Annotated in this window: 23 protein-coding genes and 3 tRNA genes; 12 read left to right on the plus strand and 14 right to left on the minus strand. The window is 63.1% G+C overall.

The window, feature by feature from the left end; translation table 11 throughout:
* Window positions 1-134: 134 nt before the first annotated feature.
* Together AC0CMF_RS04265 and AC0CMF_RS04270 are read left to right on the plus strand one after the other, a co-directional pair.
* Window positions 135-1064 (plus strand): carbohydrate kinase family protein, encoded by a 930-nt coding sequence (locus tag AC0CMF_RS04265; protein WP_472481040.1) that lies wholly within the window; start codon window positions 135-137, stop codon window positions 1062-1064.
* A 371-nt stretch (window positions 1065-1435) separates the two neighbouring features.
* Entirely contained in the window at window positions 1436-3118 is a 1683-nt protein-coding gene (locus AC0CMF_RS04270) for a methyl-accepting chemotaxis protein (protein WP_472481042.1), read from the plus strand.
* A gap of 84 nt (window positions 3119-3202) precedes the next feature.
* Here the strand turns inward: AC0CMF_RS04270 and AC0CMF_RS04275 are convergent, their stop codons facing one another.
* From AC0CMF_RS04275 to AC0CMF_RS04290, 4 genes are read right to left on the minus strand one after another with little or no spacing between them, the layout of a single operon-like run.
* Entirely contained in the window at window positions 3203-3517 is a 315-nt protein-coding gene (locus AC0CMF_RS04275; RefSeq protein WP_050471610.1) for a lipid-A-disaccharide synthase N-terminal domain-containing protein, read from the minus strand.
* Between the two features lie 37 nt (window positions 3518-3554).
* Window positions 3555-4325: a glycosyltransferase family 2 protein gene (locus tag AC0CMF_RS04280; protein WP_472481045.1), complete on the minus strand. Its 771-nt coding sequence runs from the start codon at window positions 4323-4325 to the stop codon at window positions 3555-3557.
* 7 nt (window positions 4326-4332) lie between these two features.
* A complete protein-coding gene (locus AC0CMF_RS04285; RefSeq protein WP_472481047.1) occupies window positions 4333-5220 on the minus strand; it encodes a phosphatase PAP2 family protein in 888 nt (295 codons plus the stop codon).
* Window positions 5221-5243: 23 nt separating this feature from the next.
* Window positions 5244-6986: an ArnT family glycosyltransferase gene (locus tag AC0CMF_RS04290; protein ID WP_472481049.1), complete on the minus strand. Its 1743-nt coding sequence runs from the start codon at window positions 6984-6986 to the stop codon at window positions 5244-5246.
* Window positions 6987-7134: 148 nt separating this feature from the next.
* Between AC0CMF_RS04290 and AC0CMF_RS04295 the strand changes: the two genes are divergently transcribed.
* Window positions 7135-7971: a phosphodiesterase gene (locus AC0CMF_RS04295; RefSeq protein WP_374628293.1), complete on the plus strand. Its 837-nt coding sequence runs from the start codon at window positions 7135-7137 to the stop codon at window positions 7969-7971.
* A 27-nt stretch (window positions 7972-7998) separates the two neighbouring features.
* Entirely contained in the window at window positions 7999-8541 is a 543-nt protein-coding gene (locus AC0CMF_RS04300; RefSeq protein ID WP_374628294.1) for a CAP domain-containing protein, read from the plus strand.
* Between the two features lie 245 nt (window positions 8542-8786).
* Here AC0CMF_RS04300 and AC0CMF_RS04305 read toward each other — a convergent pair whose 3' ends face one another.
* Window positions 8787-10142, minus strand: coding sequence for a YcaO-like family protein (locus AC0CMF_RS04305; RefSeq protein WP_374628295.1), 1356 nt, complete (start codon window positions 10140-10142; stop codon window positions 8787-8789).
* A 350-nt stretch (window positions 10143-10492) separates the two neighbouring features.
* On the opposite strand from AC0CMF_RS04305, the gene AC0CMF_RS04310 reads away from it, so the two are divergent.
* Both AC0CMF_RS04310 and AC0CMF_RS04315 read left to right on the plus strand, forming a co-directional pair.
* Window positions 10493-10765, plus strand: a complete 273-nt coding sequence (locus tag AC0CMF_RS04310) for a hypothetical protein (RefSeq protein WP_050471615.1) — start codon at window positions 10493-10495, stop codon at window positions 10763-10765.
* An 85-nt stretch (window positions 10766-10850) separates the two neighbouring features.
* Complete coding sequence (locus AC0CMF_RS04315; protein WP_374628296.1) at window positions 10851-11159, plus strand: hypothetical protein; 309 nt, start codon at window positions 10851-10853, stop codon at window positions 11157-11159.
* 190 nt (window positions 11160-11349) lie between these two features.
* Here AC0CMF_RS04315 and AC0CMF_RS04320 read toward each other — a convergent pair whose 3' ends face one another.
* Window positions 11350-13332, minus strand: coding sequence for a BTAD domain-containing putative transcriptional regulator (locus AC0CMF_RS04320; RefSeq protein ID WP_472481052.1), 1983 nt, complete (start codon window positions 13330-13332; stop codon window positions 11350-11352).
* A gap of 331 nt (window positions 13333-13663) precedes the next feature.
* Between AC0CMF_RS04320 and AC0CMF_RS04325 the strand changes: the two genes are divergently transcribed.
* A complete protein-coding gene (locus tag AC0CMF_RS04325) occupies window positions 13664-13930 on the plus strand; it encodes a hypothetical protein (RefSeq protein ID WP_072242675.1) in 267 nt (88 codons plus the stop codon).
* Window positions 13931-14214: 284 nt separating this feature from the next.
* Here AC0CMF_RS04325 and AC0CMF_RS04330 read toward each other — a convergent pair.
* Together AC0CMF_RS04330 and AC0CMF_RS04335 are read right to left on the minus strand one after the other, a co-directional pair.
* Window positions 14215-14291 (minus strand) — tRNA-Arg (locus AC0CMF_RS04330).
* 139 nt (window positions 14292-14430) lie between these two features.
* Window positions 14431-14736, minus strand: coding sequence for an ETC complex I subunit (locus AC0CMF_RS04335; protein WP_374628297.1), 306 nt, complete (start codon window positions 14734-14736; stop codon window positions 14431-14433).
* A 395-nt stretch (window positions 14737-15131) separates the two neighbouring features.
* On the opposite strand from AC0CMF_RS04335, the gene AC0CMF_RS04340 reads away from it, so the two are divergent.
* Both AC0CMF_RS04340 and AC0CMF_RS04345 read left to right on the plus strand, forming a co-directional pair.
* Complete coding sequence (locus AC0CMF_RS04340; RefSeq protein WP_055456773.1) at window positions 15132-15359, plus strand: hypothetical protein; 228 nt, start codon at window positions 15132-15134, stop codon at window positions 15357-15359.
* A 149-nt stretch (window positions 15360-15508) separates the two neighbouring features.
* Window positions 15509-16018 (plus strand): hypothetical protein, encoded by a 510-nt coding sequence (locus AC0CMF_RS04345; protein ID WP_374628298.1) that lies wholly within the window; start codon window positions 15509-15511, stop codon window positions 16016-16018.
* On the opposite strand, the gene AC0CMF_RS04350 is transcribed toward AC0CMF_RS04345, so the two are convergent.
* The 5 genes from AC0CMF_RS04350 to AC0CMF_RS04370 all read right to left on the minus strand — a co-directional run bounded on the left by AC0CMF_RS04350 (window position 15978) and on the right by AC0CMF_RS04370 (window position 19368).
* The gene (locus AC0CMF_RS04350; protein WP_208982572.1) at window positions 15978-16679 is read right to left on the minus strand and encodes a hypothetical protein; all 702 of its coding nucleotides are present in this window, start codon (window positions 16677-16679) and stop codon (window positions 15978-15980) included. The two genes, AC0CMF_RS04345 and AC0CMF_RS04350, sit on opposite strands and share 41 nt — an antisense overlap.
* Window positions 16680-16847: 168 nt before the next feature.
* Window positions 16848-16924 (minus strand) — tRNA-Pro (locus AC0CMF_RS04355).
* A 125-nt stretch (window positions 16925-17049) separates the two neighbouring features.
* Entirely contained in the window at window positions 17050-17589 is a 540-nt protein-coding gene (locus AC0CMF_RS04360; RefSeq protein ID WP_247648165.1) for a DUF192 domain-containing protein, read from the minus strand.
* 253 nt (window positions 17590-17842) lie between these two features.
* On the minus strand, window positions 17843-18427 hold the full coding sequence (locus AC0CMF_RS04365; protein ID WP_374628299.1) for a cold-shock protein: 585 nt from the start codon (window positions 18425-18427) through the stop codon (window positions 17843-17845).
* Window positions 18428-18597: 170 nt separating this feature from the next.
* Window positions 18598-19368 (minus strand): SIR2 family NAD-dependent protein deacylase, encoded by a 771-nt coding sequence (locus AC0CMF_RS04370; protein WP_374628300.1) that lies wholly within the window; start codon window positions 19366-19368, stop codon window positions 18598-18600.
* Window positions 19369-19520: 152 nt separating this feature from the next.
* Between AC0CMF_RS04370 and AC0CMF_RS04375 the strand changes: the two genes are divergently transcribed.
* From AC0CMF_RS04375 to AC0CMF_RS04385, 3 genes are all read left to right on the plus strand, one after another.
* Complete coding sequence (locus AC0CMF_RS04375; protein ID WP_050471624.1) at window positions 19521-19961, plus strand: VOC family protein; 441 nt, start codon at window positions 19521-19523, stop codon at window positions 19959-19961.
* Between the two features lie 240 nt (window positions 19962-20201).
* Window positions 20202-20276, plus strand: a tRNA-Glu gene (locus AC0CMF_RS04380).
* 269 nt (window positions 20277-20545) lie between these two features.
* Window positions 20546-22114 carry a caspase family protein gene (locus tag AC0CMF_RS04385; RefSeq protein ID WP_374628301.1) on the plus strand — a complete coding sequence of 523 codons (1569 nt, stop codon included), beginning with the start codon at window positions 20546-20548 and terminating at the stop codon, window positions 22112-22114.
* Window positions 22115-22132: 18 nt separating this feature from the next.
* Here AC0CMF_RS04385 and AC0CMF_RS04390 read toward each other — a convergent pair whose 3' ends face one another.
* Window positions 22133-23002 carry a PPC domain-containing DNA-binding protein gene (locus tag AC0CMF_RS04390; protein ID WP_374628302.1) on the minus strand — a complete coding sequence of 290 codons (870 nt, stop codon included), beginning with the start codon at window positions 23000-23002 and terminating at the stop codon, window positions 22133-22135.
* Window positions 23003-23007: the final 5 nt, after the last annotated feature.

Genomic DNA, 23007 nt, shown 5'->3' on the forward strand with positions numbered 1-23007 from the left:
CGCAATCCCGGCATGCGGCGGCAGAACAGGAGGCAGGAGGCGCGCCTTCAGCCCGGGGGGATCTTGCGCCGCCGCGCGTGCCGGGGCACAAGCAGTGCGGAGCTGATTTGATCCGGAAACCGGGAGGAACGCGGATGATCTTGTGTTGCGGCGAAGCGCTGATGGACATGCTGCCAAGGACTGTTGGCACGGAAGGCACAGCCTTTCTGCCGGTGCCGGGCGGCGCCATCTTCAACACGGCCCTTGCGCTTGGCCGCCTCGGCAACCGTGCAGGCTTTCTCTGCGGTGTCTCGACGGATCTCTTCGGCGAGCAGCTTCTGGCCCATCTTGCCGCCTCCGGCGTCACGTCGGACCTGTGCATCCGCTCCGCCCGCCCGACGACGCTTGCCTTCGTGCGGCTGGTCAATGGGGACGCCACCTACACCTTTTATGACGAAAACTCGGCCGGGCGGCTGATCACGCCGGAAGACCTGCCGGTGCTGCCGGACGGGACAAGCGCCCTGCATTTCGGTGCCATCAGCCTGATCGGCGAGCCCTGCGGCACCGCCTATGAGGCCCTGCTGACGCGCGAGGCCCCCGCCCGCGTGATCTCGCTCGATCCCAACATCCGCCCCGGTTTCATCACCGATGAAGCCGCCTACCGTGCCCGTCTTTCCCGCATCATTCCGCAGGCGGACATCATCAAGGTCTCGCATGAGGATCTGGACTGGCTGGCGCCCGGCGAGCCGTTCGAGGCTCTTGCACAGGACTGGATCGCCAGCGGCGCGAAGATCGTCATCCTCACCCTTGGCAAGGATGGCGCAAGGGCTCTGACCCGCACGCTCGACGTGACCGTTCCGGCCCGCAAGGTCGAGGTGGTGGATACGGTCGGCGCCGGCGACACGTTCAACGCCGGCTTCCTGTCGGCGCTGGAGGATGCCGGTCTCCTGACCAAGGAAGCACTTGCAGGCATCTCGGACCAGTGCCTTACAGCCGCGCTGGCCCGTGCGGTCGCGGTCGCCGCCATCACGGTTTCGCGCGCGGGCGCCAATCCGCCTTTCCGCAGCGAACTTTCCGGCATCTGATACCAAGGCTTTCGATGCTGACGCATCACGCCTTGAAATTGCTCAAGCGCCGCACGGGCTTAACCAACGCTCGACAAGTCAAGCTCATCGAGCATTGGTATGAGACCGCTGTTCGCCGCCAGCAGAAGAGGTCAGCTGCCCGCGGGGCGGCTGATTTCTTGTGCGGCGCAATATATGTCCGAAAAGTTTTTCACCCAACATTTGGCAACCCAAGATTTAACTCCTGAAATTGCGCTCAATCTGAAATTACAAAGGTTCCATTCCCAGCCTCCTCAACGTCATCCATCTGTCATCTTCACTTAAAGCTTCAGTAATCACCGGAATTTATCGTAACGGCCAGATTCTTCCGCTTCGGCAGAAAGGCCTTACCGATGGCACTCAAGCATATTCCGATCGTTCAGAAAATTCTGGTGGTCCTGATCCTCATGGGACTCTGCGCGACCGGGATCGCGGCCGTCGCCTGGACGCAGATCAACGCCCTCAGCCATTCCTTTACGGAAGTCGGCGCCTCCGAAGAGGCTGCCCGCGAAGCAATGGACCTGCGGATCGACATCATCGCCATCAGCCGCATGACCTATCAGCTGGCACTTGCCCCTGAAAAGGCTTCCGATTTCCGCGCCGAGACAGACCGCCGGTCGACGGAAATGCTCGCACGCCTGCCGGTTCTCGAAGCGGTGGCCGACACGGCGCAGAAGCAGCAGCTGGCGGATGTGCGCAAAGCCCTGGATGCCTATTTCAAGACCATCATTGCCATGGTGGACGTGGCCGCCAAGGATGCGGCCAATGAAGAGGCCATCAACGGCGCCCTTGCAACCGCCCTTTCCGGCCAGAAAGCCGTGACGGACGCAGTCAAGGTCTACAGCACCTACTCCGGCGACATGATGAAGACCCAGCGCGAGACGGCGTCCAGTTCCGCCATCTCCGCCGCAACCACCATGGTGGTCACGGCCGTCATCGCCATTATCGCAGGCATCGGCATCGGTCTCTATGTCAGCCAGTATGGCGTGGCCAAGCCGATCAGGCAGATGGTCGAAACGCTGACCCGGCTTGCCGGCGGTGACAATGCGGTCGCCGTTGCAGGCACGGACCGCCGTGATGAAATCGGCGCTGTCGCCAAGGCCGCGCTGATCTTCAAGGAAAACAGCATCCAGAAGGAACGTCTGCAGCGGGAAGCCGATGCGGAGAAGGCCAGTGCCGAAGCCCGCCAGAGGGAAATGATGGCGCGCATTGCCAAGGAATTTGAAGATGCCGTTGGCGGTATCGTCAGCAATGTCACGGTGGCCGCGAACCGTCTCGAAAAGGCTGCGCAGGCCATGTCCTCCAACGCGGAACACACGTCCCAGCAGTCCATCACCGTGGCAGCGGCCGCCGAGCAGGCCTCGGCCAACGTCCAGACCGTCGCTGCGGCGACCGAGGAACTGACCGCTTCCGTGCGCGAGATCGCCGGTCAGGTCGACCAGTCCAACCGCATGTCGAATGTGGCCGTGACAGATGCCGATACGGCCGCCCGCAAGGTTCACAGCCTGTCGGATGCGGCCCAGAAGATTGGCGACATCGTCGAGCTGATCAACGGCATCGCCAGCCAGACCAACCTGCTCGCCCTCAACGCCACCATCGAGGCGGCCCGTGCGGGCGAAGCCGGCAAGGGCTTTGCGGTGGTTGCCGCCGAAGTGAAGCAGCTCGCCGATCAGACGGCCAAGGCCACCACGGAGATCGCCTCGCAGGTGGCCTCCATCCAGCTCTCGACCACGGACTCGGCCGCAGCCATCACGGACATCGCCGAATCCATCCGCAAGATGAGCCAGATCAGCGGCGCGGTTGCCGCCTCGGTGGAAGAGCAGTCCTCCGCCACGCAGGAAATTGCCCGCAACGTGCAGCAGGCTTCCAGCGGCACCGCGGAAGTGTCCGGTGCCATCACCACGGTGACCCGTGCGGCACAGGAATCCAGCTCCGCCTCGACGGACGTGCTGCATTTCTCGGCCGATCTTGCCAAGCAGGCCGATCAGCTCAACCGCGAGCTCTCCCGCTTCCTCGGCACCATCCGCGCCGCCTGACAGCCGGGCATGCAAGAACAGGAACGGGCGGGATGGTCACACCATTCCGCCCGTTGTTTTTTCCTGGCAGCCAAGGTTCTGCGTTCAGATCGTGGGATCCTGGCGCTTTTCCTTGAAGATCAGCCACAGGTTCCGGATATAGATGATCAGGCCAAGGGCCTGTCCGGCGATGAACACCGGGTCCTGACGCTGGATCGAGTAGATCAGCAGCAATGTGCCGCCGCCGATGGAAAAGAACCAGAAGGCCACCGGCACGATGGACCGCCCTACCCGCTCCGATGCAATCCACTGCACCACAAAGCGCATCGAGAACATGAACTGGGCGACGAAGCCCAGAATGATCCAAACATCCAGCTGCTGCACGAAAACCGTATGCAGCCAGTCAAGCAAAGCGTTCATCTGAATTGCGGCTCCTGTGATCCGCTCCGGCGTGGTCTCAACGGGGTCCGGCAGCCGGTTCGATGGCCGAAACCTCGGGGATGGATTTGCGGCGGCGGCGCAGCCACCACACACCGAGCAGATCGAGTGCGCCGATCAGGGCCCGGTCGAAAATGCCATATTTGGACGTGCCGTGGCGGCGGTGCCGGTCCAGCACATCCACATGCACCACACCGTAACCCTCGCGGATCACCAGCGCGGGCAGGAAGCGGTGCCAGCTGTCAAAATACGGCAGCTGCAGGAAGACCTCGCGGCGCAGCGCCTTGAGGCCGCAGCCGCTGTCACGGGTGTTGTCCTTCAGCAGCGCGCCGCGCAGGCGGTTGGCAAGCCGCGAGGCAATGCGCTTGGCACGGCTTGCCTTGCGCCCCACCCGCTGCCCGGCGGCGAGCGCCACGGACGGGCCGCCCGCTTCCAGCGCAGCCATCAGCTCCGGGATATAGGCCGGGTTGTTCTCACCATCGCCATCGATCGTGGCAACAATCCGCCCGCGTGCATGGCGCAGCCCAGTGCGCACGGCGCAGGACTGGCCGCCGGAACGGGCATGGCGCAGAGGGCGCAGCCAGGGGTGGGAAGCGGCATAACCGGCGAGAACCTGATCGGTGCCATCGGTCGAGCCATCGTCGATCACCAGCACCTCGAAGGCGCGGCCCTGCAGCGCCTCGGCAATTTCGTCCAGCAGGATGGGCAGGTTGTCGCGCTCGTCCTTGGCCGGCACGATCACGCTCACCTCAAGTCCGCCCTCTGCCATGCCCTGCTCTGTACCGTTCATCGGCATCTCACTTTTCATCCTGTGCAGCGGCTGGATGCGCGGTCATAGACCGGCGCCCAAGGGCCGCATTCCAAAGCGCCCGGAAGGCTGCCCGCGCCGAAAAGGCATTGGCAATGGGCCGGATCCGTCCACCGGGGCGCAGCACGAAGCCGATCCGGCGCTTCGCCATCCAGCGGGCGCAGTATAGCGTTGTCGCGGCCCCGAGCAGCAACCCCGCCGCAACGTCCGAAGGGTAATGCGCCCCGACCATCACACGGCTGAAAGCTGCCCAGAAGGCCACGGCGGCGATCAGCCAGCGCCAGGCCGGGAAAATCAGCGCCAGTGCCAGCGCGAAAGCGGCGACCGTGGTCGAGTGGCCCGAGGGAAAGCTGGTGTAGGTGCTGTTAAAGGCGAAGAGGCTGAACTCGACCGGGCCCGCCACCTCATACAGCTTCGGCCGGGCGCGGCCGATGCTCCACTTCAGGATCACCACCAGGAGGCCGCTGAGCGCGACGGAATAGAAGACGAAGGCCGCATAGGTCCAGATCATGGCTCCGGCCATGCGCACCCGCACAGCAAGAACCTGCGCATTCACGAGAGCCAGACAGGCGAGGCAGAAGATCCCGGTCGACCACAGGATCCAGTTGGACTTGCCCAGATCGGTCACCCAGGAGAACACCACGCCATATTCCGGTGGCAGTGCCCGCACCCATGGAATGGCGGGAATGTCCAGCATCACCACGCCGAATCCTGCTGCCAGCAGCAGGATGGCCAGAAAGTCCTGCGGGCGCTGGCCGGCAGGCAGTGGCTCATGCGGGCCCTTCGCCCGGGCACGCCGGTTTGCAAGAATGGTGCGGATGCCGGCCACATTTGCCACAAAACGCTGCCGCACCTTGGAAAAACGTCCGGATGCCATCAGGGGCCTTACCTCTTGCTCGCTCATCTTGCAGACGCTCCGGGCACATAAATCCCCAGATCGAGCTGCCGCCCCCCGTTGATATTCAGGCCCTGTACCCTGCCTGCCAGCACGGGCACAAGCCCATCCTTGCTGGCGGCGTCCAGAAACGCCTGTTCATGCCGGCTTTCCACCACGGCGGCACGGCAAGGGGCCGGGTCCTGCGCCAGGAAGGCTGCGGACTGTTCCGCGCCGCCCAGCAAAGTGTCCGTGCCTTGCAGGAACACAAAACTTGGCTCGCTGAAGCCGGTCGAGGCCACTTTCACAGGGGCGCAGCTTGCGCCTTCGGAAATCGCGGCCACAAGGCGCGGACTGACCCAGATCGTCGACAGTCCTGGCCCCACAAAGCCCCAGAATCCGGTGGTCATGGCCACCGCAGCCGCGCAGGAGCGCCAGAGCGCACCTGTCATGTCACCGCGCAGCAGACGCATGGAGGCCCAGACGCTGATCACGGCCGCGATGACACAGAAGACCACGCCCGGAGGAGACGGCCAGTCGCCAAGGAACAGCGGCCCGGCAACGGAGGCCGCGGCAATCGCCACCGGCAGCAGCGCCAGCAGCACCCCCGCAATCCAGCGCAGCACACGGCCGGTGGCCGGCCGCTCGTCCACGATCACCAGGGCAACGGGCAGCGCAAGGGCGGGCAGCAGCGGCATGGTGTAATGGGGCAGCTTGGTCGCCACCAGTTCAAACACCACCCAGGCCGGGAAGAACCAGGCCGCACAGAACTGCACCAGCGGCAGGGAGCGCAGCGCCCAGATGCGCGGGGCTGCCAGCGCCAGAAAAGCCGGCAGCGGCCAGAACACCACAAGCATGGCTGCAAGATGGGTCAGCGGCGGCGCGCCGTGGCTTTCCTGCCCCTCGGCCACCTTGCCCATCAGATCGCGGCCGATGGCCTCTTCAAAGAAAGTGCCCTTGGAGGCAATCCAGATCGCCACAAACCACGGCAGCACCAGCAGGAGCGCCAGAACGGCACCCGGCAGCGGCGCGGCAGCGCGGAACCAGCCGATCCGGCGGCGCATCAGGGCGAGCGCGGCAATTGTCAGGCCAACGATCATTGGTGCCACCGGCCCCTTGACCAGAATGCCAAGCGCCAGCGCCACCCAGAAGACCAGTGCCAGCCCCCAATGGCGGCGTGTGGCATCATCCGCCAGATAGATCCGCGCCAGCGCCCCTTGCGCCAGAACGATGGAGGCAAAAAGCGTGGCGTCCGTCTTGCCGAGGCGGCTTTCCACACCAAGGATCAGCGCCAGGGCCACCAGCATGGCAGCCACCAGCGCGGCTGGCGGCCCGGTGAAGGCGCGTGCCGTCCAATAGACCGCCAGCACCACCGTCAATGCCGCCAGCAGGGACGGCAGCCGGTAGACCCACAAGGGTGCGGAAGCGTCATGTCCCGTGAGCTTCACGGCAGCGGCCTGCAGCCAGTAGATGCCGATCGGCTTCTTGTAGCGCGGCTCCTCCTGCAGGCGGATGTCCATGTAGTCGCCGGTTTCCAGCATCTGCTTGGTGGCCTGGGTGAAGCGCGGCTCATCCCGGTCGAGCGGCGGCACGGCAGACTGGCCCGGCACAAACATGAACAGCGCCAGAAGAAGCAGCAATGCGGGTGCAAACAGGTCATGCCCGAGCAGCTTCAGCCAGGCCGTATGCGGCCGGGGATCGCGCGCCTGTGCCATGCCGGCTGCGCCGCCGTCGATGCTCTCGCCTGTCTGCTGCTCGGTCTCATGCATGTGACTGTTCCGGAACCGTTTGCACCTGCCATGTGATGCTGCACCGCTTCCTACAGGAGAGCAATCCAAAGGGGAACCTGAGACTTGCGCGAAACGCGGTTTCCACTATCGTCCTCCCGCCCTTTCCATGGAGCTGAACCCAAGGCCGATGACCCTGATTGTCCAGATAACCGACCTGCACCTGCGCCCGCGCGGCCTTGCCTGTTACAGGGTGAGCGACACGAACATGCTGGCGGCCCGTGCGTTCCGCGCCATTGCCGCCCTGCCGCAGAAGCCCGATGCCGTTGTCATCACCGGTGACCTGACGGACGGCGCCGATGAGCGGGAATATGCCCTGCTGCGTCAGCTCTGCCGCCAGCTGCCCTGCCCGGTCTATGTGATGCCCGGCAACCACGACCTGACAGGCTCCATGCGCAGCGAACTGTCGGATTTTCCGGGTGTCGGGGATGCGCCCGCCGGGGACAAGCTGCATTATGCGGTCACCATCGGCGGACTGCGCCTCGTGGTGCTGGACAGCAGCGTTGCGGGCAAGCCCTATGGCCGACTGGGTGGGGAACAGATCGCCTGGCTTGACCAGACGCTTGAAGCCGATCACACACCCACCCTCGTTGCCCTTCATCACCCGCCCAAGGTGACCGGCATCGCCCATATGGACGTGATCGGCCTTGCGGACACCGAGGCGCTCGCCGCCATCCTCTCACGCCACCACCACGTGGAGCGGCTGATCTGCGGTCATGTGCACCGGACAATCATCGCCCGCTTTGCCGGAACCGTCATGACCCTGTGCCCCAGCACAGCCCATGCCTGTGTTCTGGACTTTTCGCCGGACGCTCCTGCCGAATTTGTGATGGAACCGCCTGCGTTTTTTGTGCACCGGTTCGACCCGGAGGCTGGTTTGTCCAGCCATCTTCACTATGTAGAGGCATATCCGGGGCCCTACCCCTTCTTCGCGGACAAGGGTGTGAGTTGGCCTGGCGCAAAATAATCTTTTTTTTCAATATCCTGAGGGACGATGCTGAGACAGAACCTTACCCGACGCGACGCCCTGCGCCTGACTTTGCTTGGTGCAGCCGTTCTTCCCCTTGCGGCCTGCGGCGGAGGATCAGGCAGCCAGTTCGACCGCAATGTGCCCATTGAGCCGGTTTCGGTAAACCGGGATGAGATGCTGCAGAGGCTGAACAGCTTCCGTGCGGAAAACGGCTTGCCGCCGCTGCGCGCTGACGGACGCCTGAATGAAATCTCGGCATGGATGGCCAATCACATTGCCCGCTGGGACAGCATGGATACCCGCGAGCACCGGGCCATCGCCCTCGCCCGCCGCCTGGATGGGCATGGCTACGAACATTACGCCGCTGCAGAAAACCTCGGTGCTGGCTATGACAGCCTCGATGCCGCCATGGCCGGGTGGAAGGGCTCTGCCGGCCACCGCCGCAACCTGCTCAATCCCTATGTGACCCGGGTCGGCATTTCGCGGGTGCGCCGCCCGACCGGCAAGTGGCGCCATTTCTGGGTGCTGACGCTCGCCCGGCCCAAGGAAGATGGCCGCCCGAGCTGACAGCGCCCAAAAGCTGAAATAAAAAAGAGGCGGGCAAAAAGCCCGCCTTTAAAGTCTGGTTTCCAGAGACCCCAAGAGGGGAACCGGCACGAAGCCGGTGAGAGCGCCGCTCCAAAAGTGGAGTATCAGTCTCATGTTTTTTCTATGCGGTCAGGACGGGCCTGTCAAGCACCCTGCCCTCCGGTATTTCACGGATCTGACCGCAGAGAACCGGCCGGACTTCAGACATGGCGGCATGCGGCAGATCAGAACGGATAGTGCCGTCCGGAAAATTCACCCTCTTCTGCAGGCAAAGGCCTCAGTCCCCACCGGACCGGAGACGTGAAGAGCCGCAGGTTGCCGAAGCGGGGGAGCCAGGAGCACAGATCCGGACTAACCGCCTTCACGCAAGCAAGCCCGGTCTCCACTCTCGAGCAATCCGCCAGCCAGATCCGGATTTTCTGCGCCATCAGCGAGGCTTCGAACTCCTGCCAGGAAAACTCCCGTTCCAGATCCTGCACCACGGCGGCCGTTGCCGCCTCCAGCCGCAGGTCCTGCCGCACGTCCCTGGCTGCATAGGACTGCAACGCAGAGCCAGTTCCCCCCTCTTTGCCGGACGCAGACCTCCGGCCTGCAAGCTCCAGCGCAAATTCACCTTGTACGAGTTCTCCGATTGCAGACTGAAGCACAGCCCCTGCCTCCAGCCCGCCAGCCACCCCGATCACGCCGGATTTCCCGTCTTCACCGTGGGAAACGGCGGCTATCACATGCAGCGAAAAGTCAACTGGCAAGTAAAGAAAATGAGTGACGCGCGCGCGCGCAGAGAGCCAATCAGCACATATTTTAGGCAGAAACTCCCTCACCTGAGCCCAGGGTAAGGGGGTTATCCCCAGCCGGTTGTGCCACCAGATGCCGGCGGCGTCACGTTCGGCAAGTTCCAGCACCGCCCGCCGGGCCGCTGTTTCCCGATCCGTCCAGACGGCTGCCCCCAGCGTCGATCCAAGCGCCGACCCAAGCGGGAGCTGCGGTATCCCTGCATTCCGTCCTTCGCCAAGGAGAACGGCAAAGGCGGGAATCAGCGCTGTCTCATCCGAGAAGGCAGAGGTAACACGCATCCGCCGCCGGGACAGCCGGTTCCAGCCGATCCTCTCGCCTTCCCACACCGCAGCAAGCGCGGGAACGCGGCCGGCCAGTTCCTTCTCCTGAGCGGCGCTGAACTGCAGGAAGGCCCCGGCCGGCAGATCCTCGTCATCTTCACCTTGCCGCTCCAGCACGAGCGGATCCTCTGGCCCTTGCGCGATCAGACTGAGCCTTTCCGCCAGTTCGCCGAGGCAGCCGAGCACGGCCCGGTGCCGTTCCAGCCCCTGCCCGCCACAGGCCAGCTGCGTCAGAAGAGGCTGGAGCGCCTCCCGCCGCCAGCCCTCAGGCAGGGGGCCAGGCATGGCCGTACAAACATGAACCGGACAGTCCGCCAGCGGTGCAAAAGCGATCCGGGGGGCAAAACGGTCCAGAAACCCGGCAAACAGGCGCAGGGTCTCAGGCGGGACGCCCTCAGCGGCCCGCAAACTGCCGCCGCTCTGCTCCAGAAGGCCGCAGGACAGGAGGAAGGCCAGAGCCTGCACCGTCCCGTCCGTCCCGCCATTTCCCTGCGCCGCAGATCTGAACGCCCCATGAGGGTCCGCTTCTGCCGTTTCGGCAGCCCGCAGAAATGCCCCTTTTTGTGCCACTGCCTTGTCCACAAGCCTTCACCGCTCAAGAGTTGCATTGCTGGGGAGCCCCGGTCCGCCTCTTGCCGAAGAGCTCCGTCCGGCGCAGCCTGATTGAGCAACGGCACCCCGGCCAGATCATCTGACGGGAACACGTGACACCAGCATCAGGCAAGGCCCTTTGACCCTGGAACATAACAGTTTCCAGGAGCAGCTTCGCTTTACCCGGTGCCAGCAATTCAAACACCAGACTGAAGAGGTTCGTCATGAAGCAGGAAGCCATTCTCGACAGCAAGCTCTCCCTTGGCGCGCTCATCGGCAAGACCGTGAATGACGCGGCCACTGCCAGCGAAGCTGCGGCCGCTGCCGCAAAGCACCTCTCCGGCGTCACCGTCCATGCGGACAGCGCTGACACCGTGCATCTGGTGGTTCCGGCCGCGGTTGATACGGCCCGCCTCGCCGCTGCCGACGAGAGCTATTTCGAAGAGCTCGGCCGCAAGGCTCTGGGTGCGTGCTACTACGACATCCTGCCGGAATAAGACCGGAGGACTACAGGACAGCCCGCCAACAGGGGGGGCTGTCCTGTCCATCCCGCATTCAGCAGCTCTTGCAAGGACAGGTGCCATGGCGCGATTTCCCCTGCCCGCCTCCAAGATCCCGATGCTTGGCCGCATTCTGGCTGAAGCGGCAGCCGACCCGGACAAGCGTGAAGCGCTCTGCCGGAACCCGGCCGCTGTCCTTGCCGCTGCCGGTTTGCCCGCCAACCTGACAGCGCTGTTTGACTTCAAGATTCTCGTGGAGACGGCAGAGACCCGCCAGGTGGTGCTTCCGTTCCGCTACAATGCCGAAAAGCTGGCACGCGGCGATGCCGCCTATCTGCAGGAAATCGAAAGTGGCCTTGGCCAGAGCGCCGCGGCAGGTCCGCTGCATTGATGCCAACCGCCTGATGCCCGGCCAGGTCCCCGGCCGGGCATCAGGCGTGCCGCGCCAGCCCGACAGTTTCCCGCAGGCTGTTCATGGCCAGATCAAACGAGGCCCGCGCCTCCGGATCCTGAAACAGGTTCACGCTGTCCAGCCATTGCCGCAGCTGCAGGGAGGTCTGCCAGCGGGTACTCGCCCCGAGCTACCGCTCCATGCATTGCAGCAGCAGCGCACGTGCTGCTTCCGCATCCTGCATATGTCCGGCCCGGTACAGCGCGGCAAAACGGGTGGCCAGGCCATGCAAATTGTCGAAGGGGCCGCGCCTTGCGTAGTCAGCCGACCGTTCATAATCGCCGAGCGCAAAGAACACATTCGCCAGATATCCATAGACGATGCGCGGCGTGACAATCAGCCCGTCAAATCCCCTCTCGGCCGTCTTCAGTGCCTGTTCTCTTTCGCCGATATAGGCCAAGGCCTCGGCCGCAGAGATCGTGTTCATCGGATCAAGCGGGTTCAGCTTCAATGCCTGGACAAAGGAGCGGCGGGCATCATCGGGCCGGCGCGAGTGGATCAAGGCCCAGCCGTTCACACGGTGGTTGACCACCTGCCACGGATCCAGAGCCACGGCCTTTTCCGTCAGCGACAGCACATGTTCGGCATCAGCCAGCGGCGTCTCGGCTGTCGGATAAAACAAGGCCTGCTTCAGCAGGATGGAGGCCTGCCCGGCATAGGTGAGACTGAAGGACGGATCACTCGCCTGCAGATCCTGCATGATGGCCAGAGCCTTGCGGTCGGCAGCGGCGTTGAACTCCCAGATCAGCGCATCTGCCTGGCACCAGCGGCCAAAGGGACTGCGGCCCGGCCGCTGGCGCAGGCGCCCGATAATATGGCTGTGGATGCGGCTGACCGTGCGGTAGACGGCTTCGTGAAGCTCGTGGCTGGACCTGACCAGATCGAGATCAATCAGCTCATGAAAAGCGATCTGCCCGCTGGTCCGGTTCTCCAGCTGGATGCCAAGCCGGTTGAGCGTCCGGTCCCGGTGGAAACGCAGCAGGAAGCTGCCCAGATCCCCGCCATCCACGCGCATCGGGGCTATGCTGCCGTCCCCCGCCCAATAGGCGGCCTCATAGAGCTCGAACGACCGGTAGGCCGAAAGCCCCGTCACAACCTCTTCCCGGACAGCGAAAGCCGTCTCATCTCCTGCCGTCTCGTCCCAGGCCATGCTCGAAATCGAAATGACCGGCAAACGCAGCTCACCGGGGACAGCGGCCTCGATGCTGCCAGCGGCAGAAAACCGGCCAGTCTCGCTGCCGGCCGCCGTCGCCATGGCCGGGGGCGGCGCAGACGCGATCCTCTTGCCCGTGGGAAAGGCTATGACGCTTTGCTGGACGGTCTCTGCACCGGCGCGAGAGGTTTGCGCAGGCGCAGCCAGATGCCCCTCAGAGCCGGCAACATCCGGCACGTCCTCCAGCAAGCGGCGCGTTTCTGCCGAGGGCTCGATGTCGAGGAGATTGCGCAACTCCCGGGCACAGTCCCTGAACTGCTGCTGTGCTTTCTCCTTCTGCCCCTGACGCAGAAAATGCCGGATCAGTTCCTGATGCCCATATTCATTGGCCGGATCAAGCAACAGGAGAAACCGCGCCAGCCGCTCGCGCTTGACACAGGCAACATGGCCAATCCCCGTCCGGCTTTCTTCCAGAACCTCCGTGATTTTCTTGCTCAGGACCGAGCGCACCCGTGCCTGCTCAACGGCAAGCCATTCGCCGAATGCCGGGTCAAGCACATCAAAGCCATGCAGGAAATCACCGGCCCAGAGCGAGCTGATGCGGTCCAGTTCACCGGGATCGGCCCCGCCCACGCCCCGTGTCAACACATCGATGTCGGTCTGGATGTTTTCACGCAGCAGCGACAAGGTGGAAGGTGTTGCCACCACCAGCCGCATCCCCGCCTCTTTCTCGGCCTGGCGGATGTGACTGAGGGCCTGACGCAGGGACATGGCGGAACGGGAGCGGTCGCCGTCGCTCCACAGCAAGGCGGACAGCTCGCCGCGCGTCTCGGTTCCTCCGGGGCAGCGCACCAGATAGCCGAGAATAGCTAGGGCCTTTCGCGTCTTCAGGCTCAGCACCCTTCCGCTGCTGTCCTCAAGCTGCGGCACCCCGAGCGTCCTGAAAAACAACCTCGTCATGCTGTTTGTCCCACAATCATTCCGGATCAGAAGCAAGAAATTCCGCTGCAGACACCCCGCCCCTCAGCCGTTCCCTTGCTATTTTTCCTTATGTACTAGGATAGGTTTCTCAAAGCACCCGCACAACCTGCAACTCAAGAGTGCCGATTCTTCAGCATTACCGCAATCATAGTCAACCTATCACGTTCATTTCACGCTACAACCCGATGATCAACGTACCGGTGCCGTGGCAGGCTGGCTTTCAGTGAGCCGGGAAACCAGCTGCCGCCCAAGAACTGGGTATTTCACGCAAGGCCGGAGAACCGGTCAATATCAGAACGGTAGGTTGCACATGTCGAAAGCTGCAGGACTGACGAAGGCTGAAGCAGCCGCGGAAACAGTGCATGGCCATGAAGCCATGCAGGATATGTCTGCGGAGTCCCTCAAGCGCATGATCTATTTCACCCGCCGTGAAGCTGAAAAGGATGGCCGCACGTTCTGCGCCTATCTGCTGACCATGGCGGCCAACGCACTGGACGATGATGCTGCCGATGTGAACGAGGCGCTCAGGGCAAAGCTGTCGCCGGGTGATCTGCTGCGGAGCACGAAAGCGGGCTGAACAAGGTTCGCTGCCGTTCCCTGCCGGCTGACCGTCCGGACATGGCATCGCAGGCATTCTTCACATCTCAGCCATTCTTCGTATCTCAGGCATTCTTCGTATCTCAGGCATTCTTCCTGGGGCAGGCCAGCGACTGTTGGCCTGCCCCGTTCGTTTTATGACGACAGCAGGCCGCAAGGCACCAGCCCAAAGCGGCAGCGAACGCCTGCAGAACAAACTCCAAGTCGCACCCCATTCCCGGAACGGTCGCACCTATAGCAAAATCAATCAGTTGGATAATGGTTTGGCGACCCCTGCAGGATTCGAACCTGCGACCATTCGCTTAGAAGGCGAGTGCTCTATCCAGCTGAGCTAAGGGGCCGTTTGCGCGGATCAGGCCGCGCGGGGCATGCCGGAGGAACGGCCTTGCCCGGTGTCGATTTCAAAACCCGCCCGGAAGGCGGGACGGGCGGCATCAGTGCCCAAGTCTCATTGAGGCAGGCTTGATCTGGTCAGGCGCCTCAATGCGTCCACGGTGCATGCCGGTCGAAGCGGAAATTGTCCGCATAGCTTGCACCGCGAATGGTGCGGTCCTTTGGCTTTTCCACCCGGTAGGCAATGCCCTTGCGCTGTGCATAGGCTTCGGCTTCTTCACAGGTTTCGAAGAAGAGACGCACCTGCTGCTTCATGTCGGAAGAGGAGGTGTAGCCCATCAGCGGATCGATGCTGCGCGCAACCTCGGGCTCGTAATCGAGCACCCAACGCTGCGTCTTGGCCTTGCCCGACTGCATGGCCGTCTTCGCCGGCCGGTAGATTCGCGCCACCATTGTGTCTGTCCCGTCTCGCATACGTGCTGCAAGCTGCTGGTTTGCCGGAGTTTTCCAGGCTGCAGCGCGACCGCGGCGCTGCACCAGCCATTCATGGCTGTTTTCTGCGGGAACGGAGCGAATGTCAACATCGCTTGCGCATCGCGGGGGCCGCACAACCGGTTTTGACACAGGCACCGGCACGCAGGACCGGCAGCTGAGGTCAAGCGCTGACGCGATTTGGCACAATTTGCAACCTTAGGGATCACTCTTGATTGCTATGACAGCTTTGAATCTGGACCTATTCTAACAATCGCACTCAAGGATTGCACTTGATGCTGACGCAATCGCGGCCCGGTATTCCGTTCCAGGCATACCTTCGCCGCGCTGAACCGGACTTGACTGGAAAGGCTGTCATGCCCCGCTTTGACGTGAACAGACTGCAGCATGAGCACAAGATGCCGGCCGGTAACCGGGCCGGACGGCTGCATGCGGAAGCACAGCATCAGGATCTTGCTGTTCTCTGGGACATGATCCTGGCGGTCGATTACCATGCAGCGAGTGTTGATGCCCTGTCACCGGATGCCCGCGAGGACTTCTGCGATGTGATTGAGGTGCTGTTGCGTACTCTGGCGCAGGACTGACCCCGCCGGAAGCCATAGGTACCAGCATGCATCATCTTCACTTCACGCTTCCGTTTGCAGGATGACTAGGGCATCTTTGTCCGTACATATGCCCTGCGGCAGACGCCCCGAACCGGGAGGCGCATGCCCCAAGAAAGTTGACAGGCCCGATGCTCGCCAGACCCCGACAGCTCTTTGCCGACCTCGGCAGCAGTGCGATCGAACGCGGTCTTGCAGACCCCCGGCTGTCTCAATTCTATGAAGACATGCGCAGGGCCGGCTCTGTCGCAGGGCCGGAGCTGCAGAAGCATCTGCCCTATCTCAGCCTCTGCGCATTGCCGGATGACAGCGGAACGGCACCGCCGATCGTCTATGCGGGGCGGCTTTCCTCGCAGGTCCAGCTTTTCGGCAGCGTGTGGAGCGAGCAGCCCGGCGAGGCGCTGGTGACACCGGATCCCGAACTTGAGCGGGCCGCGGCAGCGGGCTACCTGAGCGCTCTGGAAGCCGGCACCTATTATGGTTATGGCCGCACCGGTATCCGGCTGGGTGGACGGATGCATGACGTGGCCTATGAACGGCTGATCATGCCCCTGCGCCCAAGACCCGATTCTCCGGTGCGGATGCTGGCCTATTTCGGCGTCATTCTGGCTCTGGAGCCGCAAGGCCCCGCGCCAGCGTGACGAGATCGGCCCGCGTCGCCCAGACGAGCCAGTCATCGGGCCGGATGTGGGCAGGGGCCGAGATCCAGTGCGTTCCGGACGGCGCAAAGTGCCTGTAGCCGACCCGCACACCGAAGCCCTTCATCGCATTGGCCTGCGCCATCAAGCCATAGAGATAGTCGGGCGACCATTTGAGCAGCGCCAGCAGAAAGCCGGTCTGGGTCAGCAGTTCGGCAAGGCCCCTGCCCCGGATGTCCTTTCTCAGCCACAGATTGCCGTGATAGACGATCCGGCCCCGCATCCGGAACGCTTCTGCGGCATGAGCAGTGCCAAGTCTTGCGTCCGCATGCGGATCTTCAAACAGGCGCCGCTGCTGCTGCTGCCAGAAGGCAGCAAGGCTCCTGTCCTTGAGATCATCAATCTTGGCGGCCTGAACGGACACAAGCTCGCCCTGCCCGTTATAAGCTCCCACCCAGAAGGCTAGGCTGGCGTGCAGATCGACGAAGCGGATGGAGAAGTCCTCCATCAGATAGCGGTCCTCCGTCCGGGACACAGCCTCTTCAAAGGCCTGAAAGTCCGTGCTTTCCTGCAAGGACAACCCTTGCTCCCGGATACGCCCCGTGAGGGCGGCGAGAGCGTCAGCGACGACAAGCGTCGGATCTTCCTGAAGTATCAAGGTCATGCGTTTCCCCATCATGCAGATGCCGCGAAACCGCAGCACAACCATGAAGCGATGAAGAACGCAAAAAAGCGAGCTTTGCCTTGTGGAAATTTACATCCAGCGCAAAACGTATCTGCTCCGGCAGGAGCATCAGAAATCTTCGAAAATTTGCAGATTGGAGAAAGAAAATGGTCGGGGCAGCAAGATTCGAACTTGCGACCCTCTGCTCCCAAAGCAGATGCGCTACCAGGCTGCGCTATACCCCGACGTCCGGTATGTGTGCGGGTGTACCGCCTTCCCCTGCACAGCGTCAAGCCCGAAGGCCGGGACAATGACAGCCTCTGCGCAGTTGCGCACCGCCGGTTTCCGGCCCGGCACCCTGCAGCAAATCTCAGGGCTTGATGCTGGGTGCCGAGACCTTCTGGCCCGGCGCAAACTGCAGGCGTGCGGAGGTGCCTGCGATCACTTCCAGAACATAACGGGCGCTGCCGTCAGAGGAGACGATCTTCTCCGACAAAGGTTCCGTATCCCTGGCGATGGAAACGATACGGCCCGTCTCATCAATGAAGATCATGTCGAGGGAGATATAGGTGTTCTTCATCCAGAAGAACTTCTCGCCGCTGTCCGGAAAGACAAAGAGCATGCCCGCATCCGCAGCCATTTCCTTGCGGTTCATCAGGCCCGTGGCGCGGTCTGCCTCTGTGGCGGCAATTTCCACGGTGAAGGTCTGCGGGCCCGCTGCGGTTTCCACCGTCAGCTGTTCGGTGGGCAGTCCCGCCGCCTTGGCAAAGGCAGCAGCTCCCAGAACGATCATGCCGACCAGAATGGCCCTGACGGCGATCCCGAAGGCTCCACGCAGACACGGCGCCGGAACACCTGTGCTCCGGACGCTCAAGGCACGCAAAGGTGCCGTGAAGTGGGCGATACGCATTACTTCCCCCTCCAGACTCATACGCAACTGGTACAATATCCAATCCTTCAAGGCCGGTACAAGGCCACCTCAGGATATCAGTCTTATCGAAAGCATCGCTTCTTCTGGCGTATGTCTTCCAGCCGGGCTTGCCAGAACCTGGCCGCCCTGCCCTTTCATTTCGCCCCGCACCCTAGGTGCAAGGTGTTCCCGCCGGATTAACGGACGGATATTTCCTTTGCAGCGCAACAGAGAGACGCGCTGCCGCAAATCCTCAATGGGAGGACGGGATGTGGGAGCCACTGCCGAGCGGACGGATTTCGGCAGCCATGCGGCCCTTCGGGCCCTGACCGAAGCGGACCTGCACTTCCTGGCCCGGACGCAGTTCCGTGATGCCGAAGCGGCGCAGGGTCTCCATATGGATGAAGATGTCTTCGGAGGTTTCACCCTGCGTCAGAAAGCCGAAACCCTTGACGCGGTTGAACCACTTGACGATTGCCCGCTCGAAGCCGCTTTCCGGCACCACCTGCACATGAGTGCGCGAGGGCGGCAGCTGGGAAGGATGCACGGCGGTGGATTCGTCCATCGACAGAACGCGCAGGGCCTGAAGGCCGCGCGGCTTGTCGAGAACCTCGCAGACGACGCGGGCACCTTCATAGGCGGTCTGGAAACCGTCCCGGCGCAGGCACGTCACATGCAGCAGGATGTCCGGCAGGCCATCATTGTCCGGCACGATAAAGCCATAACCCTTGGCAATATCGAACCACTTGATCGTCCCGGCCAGCTCGATCACGTCGACGCCGGCGTCTTCCGCCATCGCCTCGATCAGCCGGGGATCCTGAGCCGTCTTAGCCCCCATGTGTCCAAGCCCCATCTCTGTGCCGCTTACGTCAGCTTCGGGTGAACCATCCGACTCACCGCTTACTGATTCCTAAGAAAAGGATAACACTCACAGGAGGCTCGGCCAGTGCCTTTTGTTAACAAACCACAACCTCTCAGTCTTTGCCCACTGCAATTGCGGCATGCCTGTCAATTTTTACCGGATAACAGGGCATCAAAAGTCGCGGCTGCCGGTGTGCGGATGAGAAGAGAGGCAAGATCATCCAGAGGCCCGGGCTGCTGATTGACGATCATCATTTCTGCCCCGGCCTCAACTGCAATCTCCGGCAGGCGCGCTGCGGGATAAACCTGCAGCGATGAGCCAACCACAACAAAGACATCGGCCTCACGGGATGCCGCAACAGCCCGCTGCCAGGGCTCTTCCGGCATGGACTGGCCGAAGCTGATCACGGCCGCCTTGAGCAGGCCGCCGCAAACAGCACAGCGCGGGCTGCGGCCCGCACTCGCCAGCTCTTCCTGCGCCATCAGGTCTGCCCGCTGACCGCAGGAAAGACAGGAGGCATAGGTGCCATTGCCATGCAGTTCCACCAGCCTGTCCTCCGGCAGCCCTGCCCGCTGGTGCAACCCGTCGATATTCTGCGTGATGACCAGTTGCACCCGCCCGGCCTCTGCCTCCTGCGCCAGGGCAAGGTGGGCGGCATTCGGGTGGGCGCGGGTGAAATCGCCGTGAAAGATGAAGCGGCGGCGCCAGTCTTCCAGCCGCTGCGCCTTGTCTTCAATGAAATCAGCATATTGAACAGGCGCCATCCTGGACCATATGCCTCCCGGAGACCGGTAGTCAGGAATGCCTGACTCGGTTGAAATGCCGGCGCCGGTCAGGACAACAATCCGCCCGCCGCCGGAAAACACCTCCCGGAGCGCAGCCTGCGCAGCGGTCAGGTCATCAATCTGTCTTGGCATTGCGGTGTCTTGTCATTTTGCAGTCTGGCCGTCACGCTGGCTCCGTTCAACGAACAGCCCCCGAGAGTGGCGCAAGGCTGCAGCCCATGGCAAGTCCTGGCCGAAAGCCGGCACGGCCTGTGCCCTCCGGGACATCAGATAAGGGAATCAAGATGCGCTACCTGCACACCATGGTCCGCGTGACCGATGTCGACGCCTCTCTCGACTTCTATTGCAACAAGATGGGCATGACCGAGGTCCGCCGCATCGAGAACGAGGGCGGCCGTTTCACGCTGATCTTCCTCGCAGCCGCCGGCGACGTGGAAAGCGGCAAGGCCCATGCCGCCCCGCTGCTGGAGCTCACCTATAACTGGGATCCGGAAACCTACACGGGCGGGCGCAACTTCGGCCACCTCGCCTATGAGGTGGACGACATCTATGCCTTCTGCGCCAGCCTGATGGACAAGGGCGTCACCATCAACCGGCCGCCGCGCGACGGCCGCATGGCCTTTGTCCGTTCCCCGGATGGCATTTCCATCGAACTTCTGCAGAAGGGTGCGGCCAAGGCACCGGCAGAACCCTGGTCTTCCATGCCGAATACCGGCAGCTGGTAAGGCCTTTCAGACCCTCCTTGCGAGGGTCAGCGGCGCTGCCGGGCAGGAAATCATGGCCTGAAATCAAGGCTGTGGATATTTTGCCCGGCAAAAAGGCGCGGATTTCCGCGCCTGCCACCCTCTTCCTTCAGCGCCTCGTCCGGACCTGTGGAAAAACATGCAAATACCCTCTTGCAGCCTCCGAACAATCTGCCTATAAGCCTCCTCACACGACGCGGCCCACACGGGCCAGACAGTCAAGCGCCCATCGTCTAGCGGTCAGGACGTCGCCCTTTCACGGCGAAAACAGGGGTTCGATTCCCCTTGGGCGTACCACTCTCCTTCTGAGAGTGAAGACAAAAAGACGCTTCGGCGTCTTTTTTTGTTTTAATCCCCCTGCTCTCTTCGCTGTCCTTTGGTGGCAGCTCCAGCATCGGCTGCGGCCCCGCCATGCGCTGAATCCTGTCACTTGCAGGCGGGACCGGCCACACCAAAAAGCCGGTGTTGAGCGCTTGCCGCTTGCGGGCCTGCTGCCAGCCGTGGCAAAACTTCCTCAGAAAACCTGACGAACTGCCGGTTTCGCTTCCCTGCGAAAGGTCCTGAAGATGCTTGCGCGCGCGCTCACCTGTCTTCTCCTGATTCTGGCCGGCATCAGCCCGGCTTTGGCCAAGCGTGTGGCGCTGGTCATGGGCAACGGAGCCTATGTCCACACCGTCGCGCTTCCCAATCCGGCCAATGATGCACGCGCCATGTCGGCCAAGCTGAAGGATCTCGGCTTCGAGGTGGTGGCAGGCTATGACCTCGACTATCACGCCATGCGCCGGACGGTGGCAGAGTTCGCGAAGGAAGCGCGCGGCGCCGATGTGGCGCTGCTGTTCTATGCCGGACACGGCATGCAGGTGGGCGGCACCAATTATCTCGTCCCCGTGGATGCGAAATTCGACGACGAAACGGCGCTGGACTTTGAAACCATCTCCGCCGACTTCGTGCTGCGGCAGATGTCCAATGACGTGAAGGTGCGGATGGTGTTTCTCGATGCCTGCCGCGACAACCCGCTGGCACGCACGCTGGCCCGGTCCATGAATCCCTCGCGTTCGGCCGGTGTCGGAGCCGGTCTTGCGGAACTGAAACTGCAGGATCAGGGCGGCGAAGGCTCCGTCATCGCCTTTGCCACCAGCCCCGGAGACGTGGCGCTGGACGGCACCGGCAGCAATTCGCCCTTCACCAGCGCCCTGCTGCGCCACATCGATGCGCCGGACACGCCGATCCAGACCGTGATGACCCGTGTGACGGGGGACGTGTTCAAGGAAACCGGGCAGAAACAGCGCCCCTGGGTCAATGCCTCGCTGATCGGCGAAGTCTATCTCAACCGCTCCGCCGCACCGGCCAATGCCACCACGGAAACGACCGTCTCGCAGGATGCTGCAGCCGTGGCCTCCGGCACGGTGCCCGCCAGTGCCACCCTTGCCTGGGAGCGGGAGAAGGCACTGTGGGATGCAGCGGCGGCTGGCGGCACGGTGGAGGACTACAACGTCTATCTGGCCGCCTATCCGACCGGCAGCTTTGCCGATTTTGCCCGCAACCAGATCAAGCGCATCGAAGCAGCCAATGCCCCTGCGTCCGACGAGGTTGCAGCAGAAGACGGGACGGCAGATACGGGCGGCGAGGCCGCAACCGCGGAAGGCGCCAGAACGCAGAAGGCCGTTGCGGCCAGCGCCCCCTCCACATCAGCCGCGACGGACGACGAAGCGTCCTGGTCCCGGTTCAAGCGCCGTGAAATCCAGCTGCGCCTGAATCTTGCCGGCTATGATTCGGGCACACCGGACGGCGTCTTCGGCGCCCGCTCGCGCGCTGCCATCAAGGAATGGCAGAGCTACAATGAATATGAGCAAACCGGCAGCCTGTCCGAAGAGGAATATGACCTGCTGAAGGAGCAGACGCAGGCGGAGTTTCTGGCCGCAACGGCGCAGCAGCCGCGGCCCGAGCGCCAGTTCCAGCGCCCGCCGCAACAGGCGCAGCGCGGCACCACGGCGGATGGCTCCCCCATCTATTCCGCCGAGCCGGAGCACCTGCCGCCGGGCGCGGCTCCCGAGCGGGATCCGATGCTGGATGCGGCCGGAGCAGCGCTTCTGGGCGGCGCCATTGGCGGCATTCTCAACGGCATCCGCCGCTGATCCCGGCCGGAGCGGCGCTCACGCCACTTCGGTCAGCAGCAGTTCGAAGGTCACGCAGACCGGATTGCAGCCCTGCCGCAGGATGCCGGTGCTGATGGCCGCGTCCAGCCCGACAAGGGCAATGTCGAGACATGTGCCTTCACTGCGCCGCCAGGAACCGGAGCGCACCAGCACTTCCGTGGCGTAGGACGAGACGGAGGTTCCGTCTTCATAATCTGCCCCAACCAGCGAGCCGATGCCATGCACCGATGCGGCGGCAAAGCCCGCCGCCTCGCAGGCCTCTGAGATCATGGCGCAGACATCAACATTGGGCCGGATGGTCAGCAGCAGGCCGCGGGCACTGCCCGTCCTTTCCCGCTCGGCTTCGCCGGGTGCAGGCGGGGCGGCCTCCGGTGCAAACAGCGGAAAGTTGGTCTCGGCGTCGAGCCGCGTCACCAGATGCGCGCCGGAAATCGCCAGCACATCCACATCGACCGGCCCCGCCAGCTCTGCCTCGAAGGGCAGAAGATGCCCCATGGCCTCGGACCGGCCTGCCGGGGTCCAGATGCCGTGGCAATGCAGGAAAGGCGCCCCATCCCTCTGCCCCAGATGCAGCCCGGCCCGGGAAATCCGGCTGCCCGGCCCGCCCTCATGCGTCGCGCTGTACCAGGCGGCGTGGCTGTCATCGGGGCTTGCGGCGGGGATCACGTAATTCATCCGCGCCATGGCAACGTCTTCAAGGCAGGCATAACCTGCCGCATAGCCGGCATCTGCAAAGGCGCGGGCGAGTGCCGCAAGGACCGTTTCACCCGCCAAGGGCTGAAGCTTCAGCCTCAGCGGCCGCACCCGGCACGGCACGGCAGCAAGGCGCTCCCTTGCCACCGGCCCCGGATGAACGATCTGGCGCATGGGTT

The sequence above is a fragment of the Pannonibacter sp. CBAS1226 genome (genome assembly GCF_055685825.1).